General features: G+C 69.8%; 17 protein-coding genes. 14 read left to right on the forward strand and 3 right to left on the reverse strand.

The annotated features are described in order from the left end of the window. The first annotated feature begins 16 nt into the window (after window positions 1-16). From HGN31_RS09810 to pheT, 4 genes are all read left to right on the forward strand, one after another. Complete coding sequence (locus HGN31_RS09810) at window positions 17-1120, forward strand: calcium:cation antiporter (RefSeq protein WP_139305912.1); 1104 nt, start codon at window positions 17-19, stop codon at window positions 1118-1120. Window positions 1121-1190: 70 nt separating this feature from the next. After that, the gene (pheS, locus tag HGN31_RS09815) at window positions 1191-2276 is read left to right on the forward strand and encodes a phenylalanine--tRNA ligase subunit alpha (protein ID WP_036709871.1); all 1086 of its coding nucleotides are present in this window, start codon (window positions 1191-1193) and stop codon (window positions 2274-2276) included. Beyond that, on the forward strand, window positions 2273-2761 hold the full coding sequence (locus HGN31_RS09820; protein WP_168783057.1) for a hypothetical protein: 489 nt from the start codon (window positions 2273-2275) through the stop codon (window positions 2759-2761). The genes pheS and HGN31_RS09820 overlap by 4 nt, the downstream gene beginning before the upstream one ends. A 139-nt stretch (window positions 2762-2900) precedes the next feature. After that, the gene (pheT, locus tag HGN31_RS09825; protein ID WP_168783058.1) at window positions 2901-5306 is read left to right on the forward strand and encodes a phenylalanine--tRNA ligase subunit beta; all 2406 of its coding nucleotides are present in this window, start codon (window positions 2901-2903) and stop codon (window positions 5304-5306) included. A gap of 94 nt (window positions 5307-5400) precedes the next feature. On the opposite strand, the gene HGN31_RS09830 is transcribed toward pheT, so the two are convergent. Beyond that, entirely contained in the window at window positions 5401-7086 is a 1686-nt protein-coding gene (locus HGN31_RS09830; RefSeq protein ID WP_168783059.1) for a methyl-accepting chemotaxis protein, read from the reverse strand. Window positions 7087-7173: 87 nt separating this feature from the next. Beyond that, complete coding sequence (locus HGN31_RS09835) at window positions 7174-8889, reverse strand: SulP family inorganic anion transporter (protein ID WP_168783060.1); 1716 nt, start codon at window positions 8887-8889, stop codon at window positions 7174-7176. Between the two features lie 199 nt (window positions 8890-9088). Here HGN31_RS09835 and HGN31_RS09840 point away from each other — a divergent pair, with 199 nt between their 5' ends. The 9 genes from HGN31_RS09840 (at window position 9089) to HGN31_RS09880 (ending at window position 18211) form a co-directional block, all read left to right on the forward strand. After that, window positions 9089-10687 (forward strand): M10 family metallopeptidase, encoded by a 1599-nt coding sequence (locus HGN31_RS09840; RefSeq protein WP_168783061.1) that lies wholly within the window; start codon window positions 9089-9091, stop codon window positions 10685-10687. A gap of 271 nt (window positions 10688-10958) precedes the next feature. Beyond that, window positions 10959-11432 (forward strand): sulfur oxidation c-type cytochrome SoxX, encoded by a 474-nt coding sequence (soxX, locus tag HGN31_RS09845; protein WP_244960962.1) that lies wholly within the window; start codon window positions 10959-10961, stop codon window positions 11430-11432. Between the two features lie 61 nt (window positions 11433-11493). Next, window positions 11494-11976, forward strand: coding sequence for a thiosulfate oxidation carrier protein SoxY (gene soxY / locus HGN31_RS09850; RefSeq protein WP_074826163.1), 483 nt, complete (start codon window positions 11494-11496; stop codon window positions 11974-11976). 36 nt (window positions 11977-12012) lie between these two features. Next, the gene (soxZ, locus tag HGN31_RS09855; protein WP_036703056.1) at window positions 12013-12342 is read left to right on the forward strand and encodes a thiosulfate oxidation carrier complex protein SoxZ; all 330 of its coding nucleotides are present in this window, start codon (window positions 12013-12015) and stop codon (window positions 12340-12342) included. 89 nt (window positions 12343-12431) lie between these two features. Then, window positions 12432-13289, forward strand: coding sequence for a sulfur oxidation c-type cytochrome SoxA (gene soxA / locus HGN31_RS09860; RefSeq protein WP_168783062.1), 858 nt, complete (start codon window positions 12432-12434; stop codon window positions 13287-13289). Between the two features lie 107 nt (window positions 13290-13396). After that, window positions 13397-15091, forward strand: a complete 1695-nt coding sequence (gene soxB / locus HGN31_RS09865; RefSeq protein WP_168783063.1) for a thiosulfohydrolase SoxB — start codon at window positions 13397-13399, stop codon at window positions 15089-15091. Between the two features lie 5 nt (window positions 15092-15096). Then, window positions 15097-16383, forward strand: coding sequence for a sulfite dehydrogenase (gene soxC / locus HGN31_RS09870; RefSeq protein WP_036703061.1), 1287 nt, complete (start codon window positions 15097-15099; stop codon window positions 16381-16383). After that, window positions 16367-17269 (forward strand): c-type cytochrome, encoded by a 903-nt coding sequence (locus HGN31_RS16780; RefSeq protein WP_168783064.1) that lies wholly within the window; start codon window positions 16367-16369, stop codon window positions 17267-17269. The genes soxC and HGN31_RS16780 overlap by 17 nt, the downstream gene beginning before the upstream one ends. A gap of 24 nt (window positions 17270-17293) precedes the next feature. Beyond that, entirely contained in the window at window positions 17294-18211 is a 918-nt protein-coding gene (locus HGN31_RS09880; RefSeq protein WP_168783065.1) for an MBL fold metallo-hydrolase, read from the forward strand. A 10-nt stretch (window positions 18212-18221) separates the two neighbouring features. Here the strand turns inward: HGN31_RS09880 and HGN31_RS09885 are convergent, their stop codons facing one another. Then, window positions 18222-19307 carry a YeeE/YedE family protein gene (locus tag HGN31_RS09885; protein ID WP_036709888.1) on the reverse strand — a complete coding sequence of 362 codons (1086 nt, stop codon included), beginning with the start codon at window positions 19305-19307 and terminating at the stop codon, window positions 18222-18224. Window positions 19308-19571: 264 nt separating this feature from the next. Between HGN31_RS09885 and HGN31_RS09890 the strand changes: the two genes are divergently transcribed. Beyond that, window positions 19572-21284, forward strand: a complete 1713-nt coding sequence (locus HGN31_RS09890; protein WP_168783066.1) for a putative bifunctional diguanylate cyclase/phosphodiesterase — start codon at window positions 19572-19574, stop codon at window positions 21282-21284. The last annotated feature ends 6 nt before the right edge of the window (window positions 21285-21290 follow it).

A 21290-nucleotide genomic window follows, 5' to 3' on the forward strand; every position in this document is an offset into this window, starting at 1 on the left:
CTGAAGGACGGCGGCGATGGGGGCAGGGCACGACATGATGAACAAGGTCTGGCAGGAACGCCCGCTGATCGCCGTGCTGGTCGCGCTGCTGCTGGAACGGTCGCCCCTCGGCGCGATGATGCCGGGCGGGGCGGGGATGGTGCTCAGCTTCATCATCCTCTTCGGCGCCATGATCTGGGGCGCCGCCGGGGTCGTCCGCCACGCCGAGGCGGTGGCCGAGCGCCTGGGCGAGCCCTTCGGCACGCTGATCCTGACCCTCGCCGTAGTCTCGATCGAGGTGGCGCTGATCGCCTCGGTCATGCTGTCGGGAGAGGGCTCGCCGACGCTGGCGCGCGACACGATGTTCGCGGTGCTGATGATCGTGCTCAACGGCCTCGTCGGCCTGTCGCTGTTGCTCGGGGCGCTGCGGTTCGGCGAGCAGAACTACAATTTCGCCGGCGCGGGGTCGTTCCTGATCGTGATCGTGCCCTTCGCGGTGCTCTCGCTGGTGCTGCCGGCCTACACCACCTCGACCTTCGCCCCGAGCTTTTCCGAGTTCCAGTCGCTGTTCTTCCTGATCGTGACGCTGGCGCTCTACGGCGTGTTCCTGTCGATCCAGACCGTCCGCCACCGTGGCTTCTTCGTCGAGCCGGAAGAGCCGGACATCGGCGACGAGCGCCATGCCGAGTACCCCACCCTCGTCCATGTCGGGCTGCTGCTGGCGACGCTGATCCCCATCGTGCTGCTGTCGAAGCCGCTGGCGAAGCTCGTCGATCACGGCATCGGCGCGGTCGGCCTGCCCTCGGCGCTGGGCGGCGTGGTGATCGCGACCATCGTGCTGGCCGCCGAGGGGTTGAGCGCGGTCCGCGCGGCGCTGCGGAACCGCCTGCAGCGCGCGGTGAACCTGCTCTTGGGTGCGGCGCTCTCGACCATCGGCATGACGGTGCCGGCGGTGCTCGCCATCGGGGTCTTCACCGGGCAGGCGGTGGTGCTGGGCCTGCCGCCCGCGCAGCAGGTGGTGCTGGCGCTCTCGCTGCTGGCCGCGATCCAGACCTTCGGCGCGCGCCGCACCAACGTCCTGCACGGCGCGGTGCATCTGGTCATCTTCGCCGCCTATATCGCGCTGATCTTTGCCCCCTGAGCCGGTGCGGCCCCGGCTTTCCCGGCCCGCGCCACCGTGCTAGACCGCGCCCGCATTCACGGAGACCGCCATGACCCTCGATCCCGACGCCCTGCGCGCAAGCTGGCTTTCCCGCGTGGCCGAGGCCCCGGACGCCCCGGCGCTCGAGGAGGTGCGGCTCGCCGCGCTGGGCAAGAAGGGCGAGGTCGCGCTGATGATGCGCGAGCTGGGCCGGATGACCCCGGAGGAGCGGCAGACCCGCGGCGCCGCGCTGAACCGCGTCAAGGACGAGATCGACGCCGCACTGCGCGCCCGCAAGACGGCGCTCGAGGATGCGGCGCTGGACGCGCGGCTGGCGGGTGAGTGGCTGGACGTGACCCTGCCCGGCCGCCCCCGGCCCGCGGGGACGATCCACCCCGTCAGCCAGGTGATGGACGAGGTGACCGCGATCTTCGCCGACATGGGCTTTGCCGTGGCCGAGGGGCCGCAGGTGGAAAGCGACTGGTTCAACTTCGACGCGCTGAACATCCCGCCCGAGCATCCCGCCCGGCAGGAGCACGACACCTTCTTCATGGCCCGCGCCGAGGGCGACACCCGCCCGCCGCACGTGCTGCGGACGCATACCTCGCCGGTGCAGATCCGGGCGATGCAGGCCCAGGGCGCGCCGATCCGGGTGATTGCGCCGGGCCGCGTCTACCGCATGGACATGGACCAGACCCACACGCCGATGTTCCATCAGGTCGAGGGGCTGGCGATCGGCCGCGACATCTCGATGGCGAACCTGAAATGGACGCTGGAAGAGTTCTGCCGCGCGTTCTTCGAGGTGCCCTCGGTCGAGCTGCGCTTCCGCGCCTCGCATTTCCCCTTCACCGAGCCCTCCGCCGAGGTCGACATCCGCTGCGACTGGTCCGGCGGGGTGCTGAAGATCGGCGAGGGGGACTCGTGGCTCGAGATCCTCGGGTCGGGGATGGTGCATCCCAAGGTGCTGGCCGCGGCGGGCGTGGACCCTGCGGAATGGCAGGGGTTTGCGTTCGGCATGGGGATCGACCGGATCGCGATGCTGAAATACGGGATTCCCGACCTGCGGGCGTTCTTCGAGAGCGACTTGCGGTGGCTGCGGCATTATGGGTTTGCGGCTGGGGATGTGCCGTCGGTGAGCGGGGGGTTGAGTAGGTGACGGCAGATGATGTCATCCAGAGCCTTGCGCTGATTGCTATATTATTTTCGCTAGCTGTCACTGGAAATCTGTCTGGCTACTGCGGGATATCTGCGGTATTGCTGCAATGGGTTTATATGGAAATCTTGAAACGGGACAGCGATAGACGGATATATTTATTGCCAGAGCGGCTTCAATCATACGCGCATCTTAAAGGAAATGTGACTAGGGCCGTCGCTGGCGCGTTGAGTCCTGGTGCTCACGAAGTTCTTTTGGGTACTTTAAAAAAAGTTGAAACAAAAGCTGCCGCGTTGTTAGTGGTTCTCTCGCTGACACTTACTTTGACAGCAACCATCGCAGCGTTGCCGAGTTCGGTTAATTTAGTGACAAAGGTTATCTTGTATACCGTAATTTGCCTTCACTTCATGCCGATAATGGCTGTCTTTCGGTGCTTCGAGCAGGCTGACAGTATGGACATCGAGGGCGGGCAGAGCCTCGAACTTTAATTGCAAGCCAAGTTGCTGGGGCAACTGGCGACGAAAGAGTTGAGGTTCAGATTTGCTTATGAGTCAACTACGGTTATCCTGCTTCTAGGTGGCGGTGGGCTATTAACTTGGATCGCAAATCGGTAACGGTAGAAAACTCATGAAACTCACCCTCTCCTGGCTCCGTGACCACCTCGACACCACGGCCTCCGTCGCCGAGATCGCCGACGCCCTGACCGACCTCGGGCTCGAGGTCGAGGACATCCACGATCCCGCCGCCCGGCTCGCGCCCTTCACCCTCGCCAGGGTGATCCACGCCGAACAGCACCCCGACGCCGACCGGCTGCGGGTCTGCCGGGTGATGACCGACGAAGGCGAAAAGCAGATCGTCTGCGGCGCGCCGAATGCGCGGGCGGGGATCACCGTCGTGCTCGCCAAGCCCGGCGACTACGTGCCCGGCATCGACACCACGCTGGGCGTCGGCAAGATCCGCGGCGTCGAGAGCCACGGGATGATGGCCTCGGAACGCGAGCTGGAACTCAGCGACGAACACGACGGCATCATCGAGCTGCCCTCGGGCGAGGTCGGGGACCGCTTCACCGACTGGCTGGCCGCCAACGCGCCCGACAGGATCGACCCGGTGATCGAGATCAAGATCACCCCCAACCGTCCCGACGCGCTGGGCATCCGCGGTGTCGCCCGCGACCTCGCGGCGCGCGGGCTGGGGACGCTCAAGCCGCTGGCGGTGACGCCGGTCGAGGGCCGCTTCGACAGCGCCCCGCGGGTCCGCATCGCCGCGGACGTCGCCGAGCGGGCGCCGCATTTCACCGGCCGGCTGATCCGCGGCGTGACCAACGGCCCCTCGCCCGCCTGGCTGCAGCAGCGGCTGCGCGCCATCGGGCTGCGGCCGATTTCGGCGCTGGTGGACATCACCAACCTCTTTACCTTCGACCTCAACCGCCCGCTGCACGTCTTCGACGCGGGCAAGGTCGCGGGCGATCTGGTGGTGCGCGGCGCGGCCGAGGGCGAGAGCCTGCTCGCGCTCGACGGCAAAACCTACGCGCTGCGGGCGGGCGATCTGGTCATCGCCGACGACCACGGCCCCGAAAGCCTCGCCGGGATCATGGGCGGCGAGGCCTCGGGCGTGACCGAGGCGACCACGGACGTGTTCCTCGAAAGCGCCTACTGGCAGCCGATCGGGATCGCGGCGACCGGGCGGGCGCTGCGCATCAACTCGGACGCCCGCTACCGCTTCGAGCGCGGGGTGGACCCGGCCTTCACCCGCGACGGGCTGGAGCTGGCGACGCAACTGATCCTCGACCTCTGCGGCGGCGAGCCGGGCCACGTGGTCGAGGCCGGCGCCGCCCCCGACACCGCCCGCGCCTACCGGCTGGACCCGGCGCGGACGCAGCGGCTGGTGGGGATGGACATCCCCGAGGACGAGCAGCGCAGGACGCTGGAATCGCTCGGCTTCGTGCTCGACGGCGACATGGCATCGGTGCCCTCGTGGCGCCCGGACGTGCAGGGCGAGGCCGACCTGGTCGAAGAGATCGCCCGCATCGCCTCGCTGAGCCGGCTCGAGGGCCAGCCGCTGGCGCGTCCGCGTGCCGGCGTGCCGCAGCCGGTGCTGACGCCGCTCCAGCGCCGGGAAGGGGCGGCGCGGCGGACCGCGGCGGCGCTCGGCTACAACGAGTGCGTGACCTACAGCTTCATCGACGAGGGCGCCGCGCGGCTGTTCGGCGGCGGCGCGGCGGCGGTGCGGATCGAGAACCCGATCAGCTCGGAAATGACGCATCTGCGCCCCGACCTGCTGCCCGGTCTGCTGGCCGCCGCGGCGCGCAATCAGGCGCGCGGGTTCATGGACCTTGCGCTCTTCGAGATCGGCCCGGTGTTCTCGGGCGGCGAGCCGGGCGAGCAGGCGGTGCAGCTCTCCGGCCTTCTGGTCGGGGCGAGCGCCCCGCGCGATCCCTTCGGCAGCCGCCGCCTGGTCGATGCCTTCGATGCCAAGGCCGACGCCGAGGCGATCCTGGCCGCCGTCGGCGCCCCGGCGCGGGCGCAGATCGACCGCAAGCTCGACGGCTGGTGGCACCCCGGCCGCGCGGGCAACATCCAGCTTGGCCCCAACCGGCTGGCGACCTTCGGCGAGCTGCATCCGCGGGTCCTGCGCCAGTTCGACCTCAAGGGACCGGCGGTCGCGTTCACCGTGCAGCTCGCGAACGTGCCGCTGCCGAAGACCCGCACCCCCACCCGCCCGGCCCTCGGGACGAGCGACCTGCAGCCGGTGGACCGCGACTTCGCCTTCGTGGTGGACGAGCGGGTCGAGGCGGCGGCGATCGTCAATGCGGCGCAGGGGGCCGACAAGGCGCTGATCGCCCGGGTCGCGGTCTTCGACGAGTTCCGCGGCGAGCGCGCCGAGGCGCAGATGGGGCCGGGGAAGAAATCGGTGGCGATCACCGCCCGGCTGCAACCGCGGGACCGGACGCTGACCGAGGCCGACCTCGAGGCCGTCTCGGCCCGCATCGTCGAGAAGGTCGCCAAGGCCACCGGCGGCACCCTGCGCGGGTGACGACCCCCGCGCGCTCCTTAGTGCCGCGCGAGGGTTGAGCGGCGCTGTCGTCAAGTGAAAGGCCGGGGCCTCGACGGGCCCCGGCCGCTTAGTATCAGGCCACGCGCCGGACCGCGCCCTTGGCCGGGACGTCCACCGCGGTGTGGAAGCGGTCCATCATCCGCCCCAGCTCTTCGACCTGCGACGAGAGCGCCGCGGCCGCGGCCGCGTATTGCTCGGACATCGAGAGGTTGGCCTGGTTCACGCTGTCGAGCTGGGCGAGCGCCGACGAGACCTCACGCACCCCGGTCGACTGCTCGGAGGTCGCGTGGGCGATGCCGGTGATGTTCTCGACCACCCCGCCGACCGCGGTCTGGATCTGGTTCAGCGACACGCCCGCGTCGCGCGCCAGCCGCACCCCGGCCTTCACCTCGGTCTCGCTCTTGCCGATCAGGTCGGCGATGTTCTGCGAGGCCTTGGCCGACTGCTGCGCGAGGTTGCGGACCTCGTTGGCGACGACGGCAAAGCCGCGCCCGACCTCACCCGCGCGCGCCGCCTCGACCGCCGCGTTGATCGACAGCAGGTTGGTCTGGAAGGCGAAGCCCTCGATGACGCGGGTGAACTCGCCCATCTGCTTGGTGTGCTCGTCGATCCGCTCGATCGCGGCGATGGCGTCGGACACCACGGCCGCCCCCTTGAGCACCACCGCCAGCGCCTCGCGGGCGGCGGCGTCGGCCTGCTGCGCGGACTGGCTGGTCATGGTGATGTTGCCCGAGATCTCCTCGACCGCCGCCGCCGTCTGCTCGAGCGAGGCGGCCTGGGTCTCACCGCGGCGCGCCAGATCGCCGGCGCCGCGGGCGATCTGCACCGCCTCGTCGTTCATCACCCCGGCCCGGTTGCGCACCTCGGAGATCATGTCCTCGAGTTCGGTCGTGGTCTCGTTGAACATATCGGCGACCGGCCGGAAGGTGCTGCCCGCCGCGACGCTGACCCGGTGGGTCAGGTTGCCCTCCTTCACATGGCCCATCCCGGCGATGAGCTCGTTCATGAAGATCTTCCGCTCGGTCACGTCGAGGGCCATCTTGATGACCGAGGCGACCTTGCCGTTGGTGTCCATCACCGCGACATAGCTGCCGAGGATCCAGATGTCGGTGCCGTCGCTGCGCACCCGCCGGAACTCGCCGCTGCGCGACCCGCCGCTGGCCAGCTTGTCCCAGAAGTCGCGGTATTCGGGCCGGTTGGCGTCGGCCGGCGGCATGAACATCCGGTGGTGGCGGCCCTTGATGTCGCTGAGCCGATAGCCGAGCGCGGCGAGGAAGTTCTCGTTCGCGTCGAGGATGTCGCCAGTGGGGGTGAACTCGATCACCGCCTGGGTGCGGCTGAGGGCCTGGAACTTGGCGGTCGAGAGATCGGCCTCGCGCTTGGCGGCGGTGATGTCGGTGCCGAAGGCCGCGACGTGCGTGACGATGCCGCGCTCGTCCCTGATCGGCGTGCAGACTGCCGCGATCCAGAAGGGTTCGCCGGACTTGGTGATGCGGCGGTACTCTCCCTTCTGCGGGATGCCGGCGCGGATCTGGGACCAGAAATCGGCCTGCATGGCGCTCTGCATGTCGCGGGGGTCGATCATCCGGGACAGCGGCTGGCCGATCAGCTCGGCTCGCTCATAGCCCGAAAGCCGCAGGTAGTTGTCATTGACCGCCGTGATGATGCCCTCGGCGGTGAAGCAGATCACCGACTGCACCGCTTCGATGGCCGTCATGGCCTGGGTGAGGTCGGGGTGGGTGAAGGCCTGGGTGGACATGGGAACCTCAAACGAATCGCGCTGCCTTGAAGGCTAGGCGCTAACCCTTGAGATTCGGTTAGCAGAGGTAATCCTCTGATTCGGCTTTCAATTCCGGCCGTGCGTCAGGTCCGTCCACGCCTGATGCTGCGACAGATAGACCTTGCCGCTCAACTCGCGCAGCAGCCGGGTGCGCGCCAGCCGGTCCATCACCGGCCCCTTGATCTCGGAGAGATGCAGCCGCACCCCCCGCTCGGACAGCTGCCGGTTCACCTCCTCCAGCGTCTCGAGCGCCGAGAAGTCGATGGCGTTCACGGCCGAGCAGATCAGCACCACGTCGGTCACCTCGGGCCGGCGGTCGAGGCGGTGCAGGATCATCTCTTCGAGGAAGCGGGCGTTGACGAAATAGAGGCTCTCGTCGATCCGCAGGCTAAGGATGTGCGGCTGGGTGGCGACGGCGTGGCGGTCGATGTTGCGGAAATGCTCGGTCCCCGGCATCAGCCCGACCTCGGCCACGTGCGGGCGCGAGGTCTTGTAGAGGTGCAGGAGGATCGAGAGCACCACCCCCGAGGCCACCCCCGTCTCGACCCCCAACAGCAGCGTCAGCACGATGGTCGCGGCCACGGCGACGAAGTCGCTGCGGGCATAGCGCCACGTCTTGCGCAGGATCGAAAGGTCCACGAGGCTCAGCACCGCGACGATGATCGTCGCGGCCAGCGTCGCGCGCGGCAGGTCGTGGACGAGCGGCGTCAGCAGCAGCGCCGACAGCGCCAGCGCCGCCGCCGTCATCGCCCCCGCCGCCTGCGTCCGGGCCCCCGCGTCGGCGTTGACCACCGAGCGGGCAAAACCGCCGGTGACCGGATAGCCGCCGCTGAACGCCGCGCCGATGTTGGCGGCGCCCAGCGCGATCAGCTCGCGGTTCGGGGCGATGCGCTGGCGGCGGCGGGCGGCGAGGGTCTCGGCCACCGAGATCGATTCGACGAAGCCGATGATCGAGATCAGCACCGCCGGCAGGAACAGCGCACGGATCAGCTCGGGCGTCAGCGGCGGGGTCGTCAGCGGCGGCAGGCCACGCGGCACGTCGCCCACCACCGCGACCCCGCGCGCGTCCAGCCCGAAGAGCGTCACGGCAAGCGTCGAGACGACGACCGCTGCCACCGGCCCCGCCTTGGTGGCCATGTCGGCCAGCCGCGGCCGCACCCCGCGGGCGATCAGCGTCCGCTTCATGGACCGCCGCACCCAGACCAGGAAACCGACCGCCGTGAGCCCGATGACCGCCGTCCACGGGTTCGCGGCACCTAGTCCGCGCACCAGCGCGGCGAGCATCTCGGGCAGGGTGTGGCCGCCTGACGGCACGCCGAGCAGGTCCTTGAGCTGGCTCACCGCGATCAGGATCCCCGAGGCGGTGATGAACCCCGAGATCACCGGATGGCTGAGGAAGTTGGCCAGCATCCCGAGCCGCAGGACCCCGAGCGCCAGCAGGATCACCCCCGAGAGCAGCGCGAGCGTCAGCGCCGCCGCAGCATAGTCGGCCGGCCCCTGCGCCGCCACCCCGCCCACCGCCGACGCCGTCATGAGCGAGATCACCGCGACCGGCCCGACCGCGAGCACCCGCGAGCTGCCGAGCAACGCGTAAAGCAGGATTGGCACGATCGAGGCATAGATCCCCGCCTGCGGTGGCAGCCCGGCCAGGATCGCGTAGGCCAGCGACTGCGGGATCAGCATCAGCGTGACGATCAGCGCCGCCAGCGCGTCATCGGCCAGCGTCGCGCGGTCGTAGCTGCGCATCCAGTCGGGTGCGGCGGGCAGTCGGCGATCGGGCATCACATCTCCGATTCTTTATATGACTGCGGTTATAGACGCCCCGTGCGGGGGCGGGAACTGTGTCATCCACCCGCGCGGTTCCCGATCCATCAAATGCAGGGCATTCAACCTTTGGGCGATCGGCGGGACTGTGCTAAGGCCATGGGATGACGCCGCCTCCCCCACGATCAGGCGGCATTTTCCCAGGACGAGTTCCACCATGCAGCATCTTTCGCCCGAGCAGTTTGCCCGGCTTCTCCAAACCAGCCTTTTTTCGGACGGAGTCACCCGGGTTGTCCGGCCGGGCGGCGACGGAGCGATCTCGGTCAACATCGTCGACCTGACCGCGCAAGAGCAGGGGCTGGCGCGCAATGCGCTGGCCGAGATCGCGCGGATGACCGGCCTGCGGTTCGTCGAGACGACGGGGCGCGCCTCGATCACCTATCTCAACGACGGGGACAGGGCGCACACCCAGTCGTCGGCCAGCGGCTCGACGATCTCCTCTTCCACGATCCGCATCGCGTCAGAGCGGGTGGGGGCGGGCGACGGCTACGGCAGCTTCGCGTTTCGCACCTACATACACGAGACGCTGCACGCGCTCGGGCTGGGGCACCCGCAGGATTACGGGCGGGTGCGCGATTTCTCGCAATCCGCCATCGCCAACGACAGCTGGCAGATGAGCATCCTGTCCTATTTCGACCAGGACGAGAACACCGCGATCGACGCGACCAAGGCGTATAACCTCACCCCGATGCTCGCCGATTACCTCGCGCTGTCGGCGATGTACGGGGTGACGACGATGCATATGGGCGCCACGACCTATGGGGTCGGGTCGACTGCGGGCGGGTCACTGGACCAGCTGGCATCGCTCGGCGCGCGTGCGGCGTTCCTGCTGGTCGACGATGGCGGGATCGACCACGTCAATTTCTCGAACACCAGCGCCGCGCAGAGGATCGACCTCGGCCCGGGCGCCTTCTCGAACGTGCTGGGCGCCGTCGGCAACATGCACATCGCGCCGGGCACGGTGGTCGAGAATGCGACCGGAGGCGGCGGGGCCGACGTGATGTGGGGCAATCACGTCGGGAACCGGCTCGCGGGCGGTGACGGCAACGACCTGCTCGAAGGGCGGGCGGGGGCCGACGCGCTGGACGGGCAGGGCGGCGACGACCGGTTGTCCGGCGGTGACGGCGACGACCGGATGAGCGGCGGGCCGGGCAACGATCAGCTGCGCGGCGGGGCAGGGAATGACCGGCTGACCGACGTGTCGGGCACCAACCTGCTGGACGGCGAGGGCGGCAACGACGCCATCACCGGGGGCAGCGGCGCCGACACGGCGATCGGCGGGGCGGGGTCGGACACGCTCGTCGGCGCGGGCGGCAACGACAACCTGTCCGGCGGCGACGGGGGCGACCGGCTGTTCGGCGGCGAGGGCGGCGACGTGATGCGGGGAGGCGTCGGGCATGACATCCTGATCGGCGGGGCGGGCGACGACCGGCTGTATGGCGACGCCGGCAACGACGATCTGGCGGCCGAAGGCGGGCGCGATCTGCTCGACGGCGGGGCCGGCGACGACCTGCTGCGCGGCGGGATCGGCGCGGATCGCTTCGTCTTTGCGTCCGGCCACGACCGGGTCCGGAACTTCGACCGGTCGGCCGACGTGATCGACCTCAGCGGGTTCGCCGGGCTCGATCGCTGGGCCGATGTTTCGGCCCGGCTGACGCAATCGGGGAACCACACGCTGTTCCAGATGAACGGGCATTCGCTGGTCATCGAGTGGACGCGCGCCAATACGCTCGACCATACCGATTTCGTCTGGTGACGAGGGGCGGGGCAGGGGGCGCGCTGGCCTCTGCCCCGCCTCGATTTCCGGGAAACCCTGCGAGGGCAGGAAAAATTCCGTCCTGCCCCTGACGACCCGGACAAATCGTCGCAAGAATTCTCGCGCCGATCATAGTTTCGTTTGCGTCACGTCGCGAAACTTGCATATGATTCCCCTAGCCAGCGCCTAGGGGAGGAGCCGCATGCTACGATTTGTCACAGGAAACGTCTGCCGAATCGGCTCTGGTCCGGCCGGCGATCCGGTGTCGCGCGTGGGGTCTGCGCTTACCCTCGCGGTGGCCGGGATGCTCGCCGCAGGCCCGTCCCTCGCGGCCGAGGCGCCCGCCCCCTCGTCGGTCCAGTACGACCACGGCTCGGTGGCGCAGTCGCTGACCGGGACACCCGGCAACGTCGAGTCGGGCTACAAGATCATGTCGACGAACTCGCTGGGCAACTGTGTGGCCTGCCACGAGATCCCCTCGATGCCCGAGGTCGATTTCCAGGGCAACATCGGCCCCTCGCTCGGCGGCGCGGCCGAGCGCTATGACGAGGCGCATCTGCGCGGCATCGTCATGGACGCCAAGCAGACCTTCCCGGACTCGATGATGCCCTCGTTCTACAAGACCGAAGGCTATGTCCGCCCCGGCGCCGCCTACACCGGCAAGGCGCCCGAGGGGCCGCTGCCGCCGATCCTCGACGCCCAGCAGATCGAGGATGTGGTGGCCTATCTGATGACGCTCAAGTGATCGCCAGGCGCAGGCCGGCCGTGCACGCCGCCCCCGCGCCCGACCTGAAGGAGACTGACGCATGGAATTGAATCGACGCAAGGCGCTGATCCTCGGCGCCGCCGGCTTCGGCCTCGCCGGGGCCGGACAGGCCCTCGCCCAGGCCGCCGCCCCCGCGCCCGCCGCCGACGCGGCCGCCGCCGCCCCGGCCGAGCCGGCCGCGGTCAAGACCGTCGATGAATGGATCGCCGAGTTCACCGGCGGGAAGGAGCCGGGGACCGAGGGCATCCGCCTGACCGCCCCCGAGATCGCCGAGAACGGCAACACCGTCCCCGTCTCGGTCGAGGCCGAGGGCGCGACCGAGATCCTGATGCTCGCCACCGGCAACCCGACGCCGGGCGTCATGGTGGCCAGCTTCGGCCCCGCCGCCGGCAAGCACGCCCTCGCCACCCGCATCCGGCTGGCCAAGACCCAGGACGTGGTGGCCATCGCCAAGCTGGCCGACGGCAACTTCGCCCAGGCCAAGTCGAACGTGAAGGTCACGATCGGCGGCTGCGGCGGCTGACCGCCCGCCCCGATCCAGGAATTACAGGAGAAGAACATGGCCAAGGACGTCAGACCGCGGGTGCGCGTGCCCAAGACCGCGAAGCCCGGCGAGGTCATCAACCTCAAGACCCTCATCAGCCACCCGATGGAATCCGGGCAGCGCAAGGATGCCGACGGCAAGCTGATACCGCGCGAGATCATCAACCGCTTCGTGGTGGATTTCGCCGGCGAGAACGTCATCGACGTGAAGATGGAGCCGGCGATCTCGACCAACCCGTATTTCGAATTCGACGTGAAGGTCGAGAAATCGGGCGAGTTCACCTTCACCTGGCACGACGACGACGGCTCGGTCTACGAGGAGAAGCAGTCGATCGAGGTCGCCTGACCTGCGCGGGCCGCGGCCACCCGCGGCCCCGCCCACAAAGCCAAGCGCCGGACACCGGCAGCAGCCAGACCATCGACGGGGGGAACGTCATGACCAGGAAATTCGCCGCTGCCGCGCTCGCCGCGATGATTCTCTCGACGGCGGCGGCGCAGGCCGACCCGATCGAGGACAAGGAGCTGTCGATCAACGGCGGCGAGGTCGTGCTGCCGCTCAGGGCGCCGGCGCCCGAGTTTCTCAAGGACACCTTCCCCGAGGTGATCTCGGGCCACGCCTACCGCGACCCCGACACGCGGGCGATGCAGTCCGACGACTTCTCGAATCCCGGCATGGTGTTCGTGGACAGCGGCCTTGCGGCCTGGGACGCGGTCGAGGGCACCGAGGGCAAATCCTGCGCCAGCTGCCACAACGGCATCGACTCGATGAAGGGCGTGCGCGCCGCGATGCCGAAGATGAACGAAAAGGGCGACGACCTGTGGTCGCTCGAGAACTTCGTCAACAACTGCCGCACCACCCGCATGGGCGCCGACGAGTGGAAGTGGAACAGCCAGGAAATGAAGAACATGACCGCGGCGATCTCGATGCAGTCGCGCGGGATGCCGGTGGCGGTCAAGACCGACGGCCCGGCCCAGAGCTACTGGGAGAAGGGCAAAGAGATCTACTACACCCGCTACGGTCAGCTCGAGCTTGCCTGCGCCAACTGCCATGAGCAGCACGCCGGCGACATGATCCGCGCCGACCACCTGTCGCAGGGCCAGATCAACGGCTTCCCGACTTACCGGCTCAAGGACGCCGGCATGGTCTCGATCCACCAGCGCTTCGTCGGCTGCGTGCGCGACACGCGGGCCGAGACCTTTGCCGCCGGCTCGCCCGAGTTCCGGGCGCTCGAACTCTATGTCGCCTCGCGCGGCGCAGGCCTGCCGGTCGAGGGCGTGTCGGTCCGTCACTGACGGACGCAGCCCATTTCGGACGCGCGCGGCGGGGTGGCCCTGCACCCCGCTGCCATCAACCCCACGGTCGCACGCCTCCCGCGCGCGGCCATGACGGAGCATGACCCATGATCACCAAGCGAGAGTTCCTGCAGGCCGCGCTCGCCACCTCGGCGCTCTGGGGCCTCAGCGGCCACGGCAACTGGGGCCGGCTCGCCGCCCAGCAGGCGCTGACGCAGGACAAGCTGCTGGAGTTCGAGGATTTCGGCAACCTGACCCTGATCCACGTCACCGACATCCACGCCCAGCTCAAGCCCATCTGGTTCCGCGAGCCCGAGGTGAACATCGGCGTGGGCGAGGCCGCCGGCCGGCCGCCGCACGTCACCGGCAAGGCGTTTCTCGAGATGTTCGGCATCGCCCCGGGCTCGCCCGACGCCTATGCGCTGACGCACGAGGATTTCGCCGCGCTGGCCCGGACCTACGGCCGGATGGGCGGCATGGACCGGGTCGCCACGGTGGTCAAGGCGATCCGCGCCGCGCGGCCGGACTCGATCCTGCTTGACGGCGGCGACACCTGGCACGGGTCGATGACCTCGCTCAGGACCAAAGGCCAGGACATGGTCAATGTCATGAACGCGCTCGGCGTCGAGGGGATGACGAGCCACTGGGAGTGGACCTTCGGCCAGGACCGGGTGAAGGAGATCGTGGACGCGCTGCCCTTCCCGTTCCTCGGCGCCAACATCTTCGATGTGGAATGGGACGAGCCCGCCTTCGACCCCTACACGATCATCGAGAAGGCCGGCGTCCGGGTCGGCGTGATCGGCCAGGCCTTCCCCTACATGCCGATCGCCAACCCCAAGTGGATGTTCCCCGACTACAGCTTCGGCATCCGCGAAGAGCGGATGCAGGCCGTCGTGGACGAGCTGCGCGGGACCGAAAAGGTCGATCTGGTCGTGTGCCTGTCGCACAACGGCTTCGACGTCGATCACAAGATGGCCGGCCGCGTGAAGGGTATCGACGTGATCCTGACCGGCCACACCCACGACGCCGTGCCCGAGCCGGTGCTGGTGGGCGAGACGATCCTGATCGCCTCGGGGTCGAACGGCAAGTTCGTGAGCCGCGTCGATCTGGACGTGCGCGACGGGCGGATGATGGGCTTCCGCCACAAGCTGATCCCGATCTTCTCGGACGTCATCACCCCCGACGCCGACATGGCGAGCCTGATCGAGACCGAGCGCGCGCCCTTCAAGGCCGAACTGGAAGAGGTGGTGGGCAAGACCGAAAGCCTGCTCTACCGCCGCGGCAACTTCAACGGCACGTGGGACGACCTGATCTGCGACGCCATCCGGTCCGAGCGTGACGCCCAGATCGCGCTGTCGCCCGGCGTGCGCTGGGGACCGTCGCTGATCCCCGGCGACGACATCACCCGCGAGGACATCCACAACGCCTGCTCGATGACCTACGGCCAGGTCTATCGCAACGAGATGTCGGGCGAGATGCTCAAGACCGTGCTCGAGGACGTGGCCGACAACATCTTCAACCCCGACCCCTACTACCAGCAGGGCGGCGACATGGTGCGGGTGGGGGGCCTCAGCTACGCCATCGACATCGCCAAGCCGATGGGTGAGCGGATCTCGGCCCTGACCCTGACCGACACGGGCGAGGCGATCGACCCCGCCAGGAGCTACACGGTCGGCGGCTGGGCCAGCGTCAACGAAGGCACCGAGGGTCCGCAGATCTGGGACGTGATCGAGGCCCATATCCGCAAGACCGGCACCGTGCGGGTGGACCCGCGCACCACCGTCACCGTGACAGGAGGGTGATCCGAATGACCCACGACACAACCGCGACCTCTGCCTCCCGGCGGCGCTTCCTGACCACCACCCTCGCTTCGGGCGCGGGGCTGGCCGCGACCTCGTTCGTCCCCGCCGCAGCGCGGGCGCAAGGCGGGCCCGACCCCCTCATCACCGAGGTGCAGCCCTGGGCCTCGGGGTTCGGCGACGGGGTGGACGCGCACCCCTACGGGATGCCGATCCATTTCGAGGATGACGTCATCCGCCGCACCGTCTCGTGGCTGACGGCCGACGTGATCTCGTCGATCAACTTCACCCCGATCCACGCGCTCGACGGCACCATCACCCCGGCCGGCTGCGCCTTCGAGCGTCACCACTCGGGCGCCATCGAGCTGTCGAAGCCCGACTACCGGCTGATGATCAACGGCCTGGTCGAGCGCCCGCTGGTCTTCACCTACGACGACCTCGAGCGCTTCCCGCGCCAGAACGTCACCTGCTTCCTCGAATGTGCCGCCAACAGCGGGATGGAGTGGGGCGGCGCGCAGCTCAACGGCGCGCAATACACCCACGGCATGATCCACAACATGGAGTACACGGGCGTGCCGCTGCGCCTGCTGCTCGAAGAGGCGGGGGTGAAGCCCGAGGCCAAGTGGGTGCTGGCCGAGGGCGCGGATGCGTCCTCGAACGCCCGCAGTTTCCCGCTGGAAAAGATGCTCGACGACGTGCTGGTGGCCTTCAAGGCCAATGGCGAGGCGCTGCGCAAGGAACATGGCTATCCCGTCCGGCTCGTCGTGCCGGGGTGGGAGGGGAACATGTGGATCAAGTGGCTGCGCCGGATCGAGCTTGGCGACCAGCCGTGGGAAAGCCGCGAGGAGACGTCGAAATACACCGACACCCTGGCCGACGGCACCTCGCGGAAATGGACCTGGGTGATGGACGCCAAGTCCGTCGTGACCTCGCCCAGCCCGCAGGCGCCGATCACCCACGGCAAGGGGCCGCTGGTCATCACCGGCCTCGCCTGGTCGGGCCGCGGTGCGATCACGCGGGTGGACGTGACGCTCGACGGTGGCAAGAGCTGGCGCGAGGCGCGGCTGGTGCCGAACGCCAACCCGCTGTCGCTGCACCGCTTCTACCTCGACCACGAGTGGGACGGGTCCGAGATGCTGATCCAGTCGCGCTGCATTGACGCGACCGGCTACGTCCAGCCGACCAAGGACGCGCTGCGCGAGATCCGCGGGCTGCGCTCGGTCTATCACAACAACGGCATCCAGACCTGGCACGTCGCCGCGGATGGGAAGGTGGAAAATGTCGAGATTTCCTGAGGTTCTTCTGGGCGCCGCGCTCGCTGCCGGGCTGATCGCCCCGGCCTTCGCCCAGACCCCCGCCGCCGCCCCCGCGCCGAGCGAGGTGGCCCCGGCAGCCGCGGCCCCGCCGAGCGACGCGGCCCCTGCCGCTGCTCCTGCTGACGCGGCCCCCGCCGCCCCGGCAGCCGCGGCCGCACCGAGTGAGGCGGGTCCGGCGGCCGCTGCCCCTGCCGCCGCAGCACCTGATGCCGCAACCCCGGCCGCTGCGGCCCCCGCCGCCACCCCCGCTGCCGCGCCGGGCGAGGCGCCGCGCATCGGCCGCCTCGCCCTGCCCGAGGAGATCGCGGCGTGGTCGGTCGCGGTGCGTCCCGACGGTCAGGGCCTGCCCGAGGGGCAGGGCTCGGCCGCCGATGGCGAGATGATCTTCTCGGACCACTGCGCCTCGTGCCACGGCGAGTTCGCGGAGGGCGTGGACAACTGGCCGGCGCTCGCCGGGGGCGAGGGCACGCTGACCCACGACCGCCCGGTCAAGACCGTGGGCTCGTACTGGCCGCATCTCTCGACGGTCTGGGACTACGTTCACCGCTCGATGCCGTTCGGCTCGGCGCAGACGCTCGAAGCGGACCAGACCTATGCGATCGTCGCCTACATCCTCTACTCGAACGGCATCGTGGATCAGGATTTCGTCCTCAATCGCGACAACTTCGACAGCGTGGTGATGCCGAACGTCGACGGCTTCGTCGTCGACGACCGCGAGACGACCGAGCTGCCGAAGTTCACCGGCCAGCCCTGCATGGAGGACTGCAAGGACAGCGTCGAGATCACCAAACGTGCGGCGAACCTCGACGTGACGCCGGGCGGGTCGGAGGACGCCGACAACCCCGACGCCCCCAAGATGGACTGACCCCGACCGAGAAAGGCCTGACCGATGCGCATCACCCGCCGACTGCTTCTGACCGGCGCCGCCCTGGCGTTGGGCACGACCGCCCTGCCGCTGCGCCGCGCCTGGGCGGTGACCACGGCCGAGTTCGGGGGGATGCGCATCGACAGCCTGTCGGACGGCTGGCTTGAGCTGCCGGCCGACATGACGCTGTCGGTGCTGCCCGAGGCCGAGCGCGCGGCGCTGGGCGCGCAGTTCGGGCTGACACCCGGCGGCGTGGTGCAGAGCCCGCTCAACGTGACGCTGCTCAGGCACGACGGGCGGGTGGTGCTGTTCGACGTGGGCTCGGGGCCGGATTTCATGCCGACCGCGGGCAAGCTGGCTGAGGCGCTGTCGGCGCTGGACCTGACGCCCGACGACGTGACCGACGTGGTCTTCACCCACGCCCACCCCGATCACCTGTGGGGGGTGCTCGACGACTTCGACGAGCCGCTGTTCCCCGCCGCGCGGATGCAGATGGGCGCGCAGGAGCACCGCTTCTGGACCGACCCGGCCACCCCCGCAGCCCTGCCCGAAGCCCAGCAGAGCTTCGCCGCGGGCGCCGCGCGCCGGCTCGAGGCGCTGGGCGAGGCCGTCACCACCTTCGAGGCCGGTGCCGAAGTGCTGCCCGGCGTCGTCGCGGTGGCGACCCCCGGCCACACGCCGGGCCACACGTCGTTCGCCGTCGGCACCCCGGCCGAGGGGGTGTTTGTCACCGGCGACTTCATCACCATGCCGCTGAGCTTCGCCCGCCCCGAGATCGGCGCGGCGACCGACCACGAGCCGGCGCAGGCCGCCGAGACGCGCAAGGCGACGCTCGCGCGGCTGGCCGACGAGGGCTGGCGCATCCTCGGCTATCACCTGCCCGACGGCGGCCTCGGCCAGGTCGAGCGCGACGGCGACGCCTACCGCTTCGTCCCCGGCTGAGGCCGGTCCCCTACGGGCGCGCGGGGCGGCGCACCCCCTCGCGCGGCTGGTCGATCAGCAGGTCGGTCAGCGCCCCGCCGATGAACATCGCCGGCAGCGCCACCCAGGCGGTGAGCGCAAAGATCGAGCTGCCGCTGATCCCGTTGCCGATCGAGCAGCCGCCCGCCAGCATCCCGCCGAACCCCATCATCACCGCCCCCAGCATGGCGCGGCGCGTCTGCCCGGCGTTCTCGAAGGTCTGGAAGTGCAGCTCGCCCGCGATGGCGGCGGCCACGAACGAGCCGATGAAGACCCCGGGGATCAGCCCGATGTCGAAGCCCCAGCCCTCGAACGGGGCCAGCATCGCCATCAGCGTGTTGGCCGAGGGGCCGGTGAAGGTCACCGAACTGACCGACACCGGGTCGAACGCCACCTGCGCCAGGCTGTAGGTCATGAAATACCCCAGCGCCACGACGACCCCCACACCCGCGCCGAAGATCAGCGGCCGCGGCCCGATCCGGTTCCGCCGCGCGATGTAGAGCGCCAGCAGCGCCACCCCGAGCCCCAGCGCCAGCCCCGATCCGCGCGGCAGCCCCAGCGCGGTGAGCAGGTTCACGTTGCGCCCGTCCGGCGTCACCCACCACGCGGCCATCTCGCCCCGCGCGCCGGCCAGCCAGCCGTGCAGCGCCATCTGCGCCGTCACCGCGAACAAGAGCCCCGAGAGGATCGAGCGCAGGTTCCCCGTCGCCGCCAGCACCAGCAGCCGGCCGGGGCAGCCCCGCGACAGCACCATGCCGGCGCCGAAGATCAGCCCGCCCAGCACCGCCCCGCTGATCGAGCCGGTGACGGCCAGCATCCGCGCCTCGTTGGGCGCGAAGAGCCCGCTCAGCGCCGCCGCCTGCACCCAGACCGCCGCCGACGAGAACGACAAGAGCCACACCGCCATCCGCGGCCCCATCTGCCGGCGGGCGAACTCGACCGTCGCGGCGCGCAGGCAAAAGGCCGACCGCTGGGCGGCGGCGCCGAACAGCACCCCGGTGACAAGCCCGATCAGCGCCGCCGTCAGGCCGTCGCCGAAGCGCTCGGACAGGGCCGCGATCATCGGCAGGTGGTCCATCGGCTGTCCTCTCCCTCCCGCGTCCTCCGCCCCGACCCTGTGGCGGGCGTCCCACGCTGCGCAAGAAAAATCTCGATCCCGTGCCGGCGAACTGGAACCAAATCGCGCGGCCGCCTACGCTCGGGGTCATGGTCGCAGCGGCCAAGGTGCCCGAGCATTTTTCGGCACGCGCTGCGGCCTGATGTCGCTTGTGGTTTCACGGTCCGGCCGGATGTTTGCGCGGCCCCTTGTTTCGATCGAATTGCTTTTTCAGGCGTGAGCGCGATGACGACATTCTGGCCCGAGCCCGCCGACCGCTTCGACCGCGTGGCCATCGCCGAGGGCGCGCCCGGCGACGTCTCGGCCGAGGGCGCGCTGCGCCGCAGCCGCGAGCGTTACGGCGCGCTGTTGCGGGCGGGGGCGCTGGTCATGTGGCGGTCCGACCCCGCCGGCCGGGTCCTCGCCGCCGCGGGCTGGCACGAGCTGACCGGCTGCCCCGACGAATCCGCGCTCGACCGCGGCTTTCTGGACCGCGTCCACCCCGAGGACCGCGGCCTGCTGGACTTCCGCGGCCGCGAGCCGACCGACGGGCTCGAGACCGACTGCCGCGTCCATGACCGCGAGGGCCGCTGGCGCTGGGTCCGCGCCCGCGGCGTGCTGCTGCCCGCGGCCGACGGGTTCGAGGCCGAATGGGTCGGCACGCTCGAGGACATCCACGACCAGCGGCGCGCGCTCGACCGGGCGCGCTACCTCGCCGAACACGACGCGCTGACCGGCCTCGGCAACCGCCGCACGCTTGCCGCAAACCTCGTGCGGCTGCGCGACAAGCAGGCGAGCGCCACGGTGGTGATGCTGGACGTGGACCGCTTCAAGGCGGTGAACGACCTTTACGGCCACCAGCAGGGCGACCGCTTCCTCGTGCGGCTGGCCCAGATGCTGGGCGCCGCCGCCCCTGCGCATTCCGTCTGCGCCCGGATGGGCGGTGACGAGTTCTGCGTCGTGGTCGCCGACCGCGCCGAGGCGCGCGCCGTCTGCGCGGCGCTCGAGGCGGCGGCGTCGGCCGGGGTGGGGGTGGGCGAGCTGGTCATCCCGCTGACCGTCAGCGCCGGCCTCGCCGACGCCGACTGGGACGAGCCGGACCCGGTGTCGCGGGTGCTGCACAAGGCCGACCTCGCGCTGCGCCGGGCCAAGGCCGCGGGCCTGCCGCTGGTGGTCCACGATCCGCAGATGCAGGCCGAATCCGACCTGCGCGACCGGCTGCTCAGCGCCATGGGCGCGGCCTGCCGCAACGACGAGTTCTTCCTCGAATACCAGCCCATCGTCGATGTCGACAGCGGCCGCGCCGTCTCGCACGAGGCGCTGATCCGCTGGCAGCACCCCCAGTTCGGCCGCATCGAGCCGTCGCTCTTTGTCCGGCTGGCCGAAGAGAACGGCATGATCACCGAGCTGGGGCGCTGGGTGCTGACCCGCGCCTGCGCCGAGATGGCGCGGCTCGACCCGTCGGTGCGGGTGAACCTCAACGTCTCGGCCCGCCAACTCGCCGTGCCGGGCTTCGCCGACGAGGCCTTGGCCATTGCCCGCGCCCACGGCGTCGCCCCGCAGCGGCTGACGCTCGAGCTGACGGAAAGCGTGAACATGGCCGAGCTCGCCGGCAGCGACGCCTTTGCCGGTCTGCGCCGGCACGGGTTCGGCACGGTGCTGGACGATTTCGGCACGGAATACGCGGTGCTCTCGCACATCGGGTCGGGCCACTTCGACGGCATCAAGCTGTCGCGCGGCTTCATCGAGACCTGCGGCGACGCGCGCCCGCGTATCGTGCTGCGCCACGTGGTGAACCTGTGCCGCGACCTCGGCATGGCGGTGGTGGCCGAGGGGATCGAGACCGAGGCGGAACGCGAGTGCCTGCGCAGCCTCGGCGTGCGGCTGATGCAGGGCTATCACTTCGACCGCCCGCGCCGCGTGGACGAGCTGCCCGGGGCGCTGCGCATCCCCGCCTGACGGGCG

It is taken from the genome of Paracoccus sanguinis, from assembly GCF_012689545.1.
GTDB lineage: Bacteria > Pseudomonadota > Alphaproteobacteria > Rhodobacterales > Rhodobacteraceae > Paracoccus > Paracoccus panacisoli.

Bases quoted from the DNA above. Each gene is read 5' to 3' on its own strand.
- HGN31_RS09810 (WP_139305912.1), top strand. From the start codon at position 17: ATGGGGGCAGGGCACGACATGATGAACAAGGTCTGGCAGGAACGCCCG.
- pheS (WP_036709871.1), top strand. From the start codon at position 1,191: ATGACCCTCGATCCCGACGCCCTGCGCGCAAGCTGGCTTTCCCGCGTG.
- pheT (WP_168783058.1), top strand. From the start codon at position 2,901: ATGAAACTCACCCTCTCCTGGCTCCGTGACCACCTCGACACCACGGCC.
- HGN31_RS09830 (WP_168783059.1), bottom strand. From the start codon at position 7,086: ATGTCCACCCAGGCCTTCACCCACCCCGACCTCACCCAGGCCATGACG.
- HGN31_RS09835 (WP_168783060.1), bottom strand. From the start codon at position 8,889: ATGCCCGATCGCCGACTGCCCGCCGCACCCGACTGGATGCGCAGCTAC.
- HGN31_RS09840 (WP_168783061.1), top strand. From the start codon at position 9,089: ATGCAGCATCTTTCGCCCGAGCAGTTTGCCCGGCTTCTCCAAACCAGC.
- soxY (WP_074826163.1), top strand. From the start codon at position 11,494: ATGGAATTGAATCGACGCAAGGCGCTGATCCTCGGCGCCGCCGGCTTC.
- soxZ (WP_036703056.1), top strand. From the start codon at position 12,013: ATGGCCAAGGACGTCAGACCGCGGGTGCGCGTGCCCAAGACCGCGAAG.
- soxA (WP_168783062.1), top strand. From the start codon at position 12,432: ATGACCAGGAAATTCGCCGCTGCCGCGCTCGCCGCGATGATTCTCTCG.
- soxB (WP_168783063.1), top strand. From the start codon at position 13,397: ATGATCACCAAGCGAGAGTTCCTGCAGGCCGCGCTCGCCACCTCGGCG.
- soxC (WP_036703061.1), top strand. From the start codon at position 15,097: ATGACCCACGACACAACCGCGACCTCTGCCTCCCGGCGGCGCTTCCTG.
- HGN31_RS16780 (WP_168783064.1), top strand. From the start codon at position 16,367: ATGTCGAGATTTCCTGAGGTTCTTCTGGGCGCCGCGCTCGCTGCCGGG.
- HGN31_RS09880 (WP_168783065.1), top strand. From the start codon at position 17,294: ATGCGCATCACCCGCCGACTGCTTCTGACCGGCGCCGCCCTGGCGTTG.
- HGN31_RS09885 (WP_036709888.1), bottom strand. From the start codon at position 19,307: ATGGACCACCTGCCGATGATCGCGGCCCTGTCCGAGCGCTTCGGCGAC.
- HGN31_RS09890 (WP_168783066.1), top strand. From the start codon at position 19,572: ATGACGACATTCTGGCCCGAGCCCGCCGACCGCTTCGACCGCGTGGCC.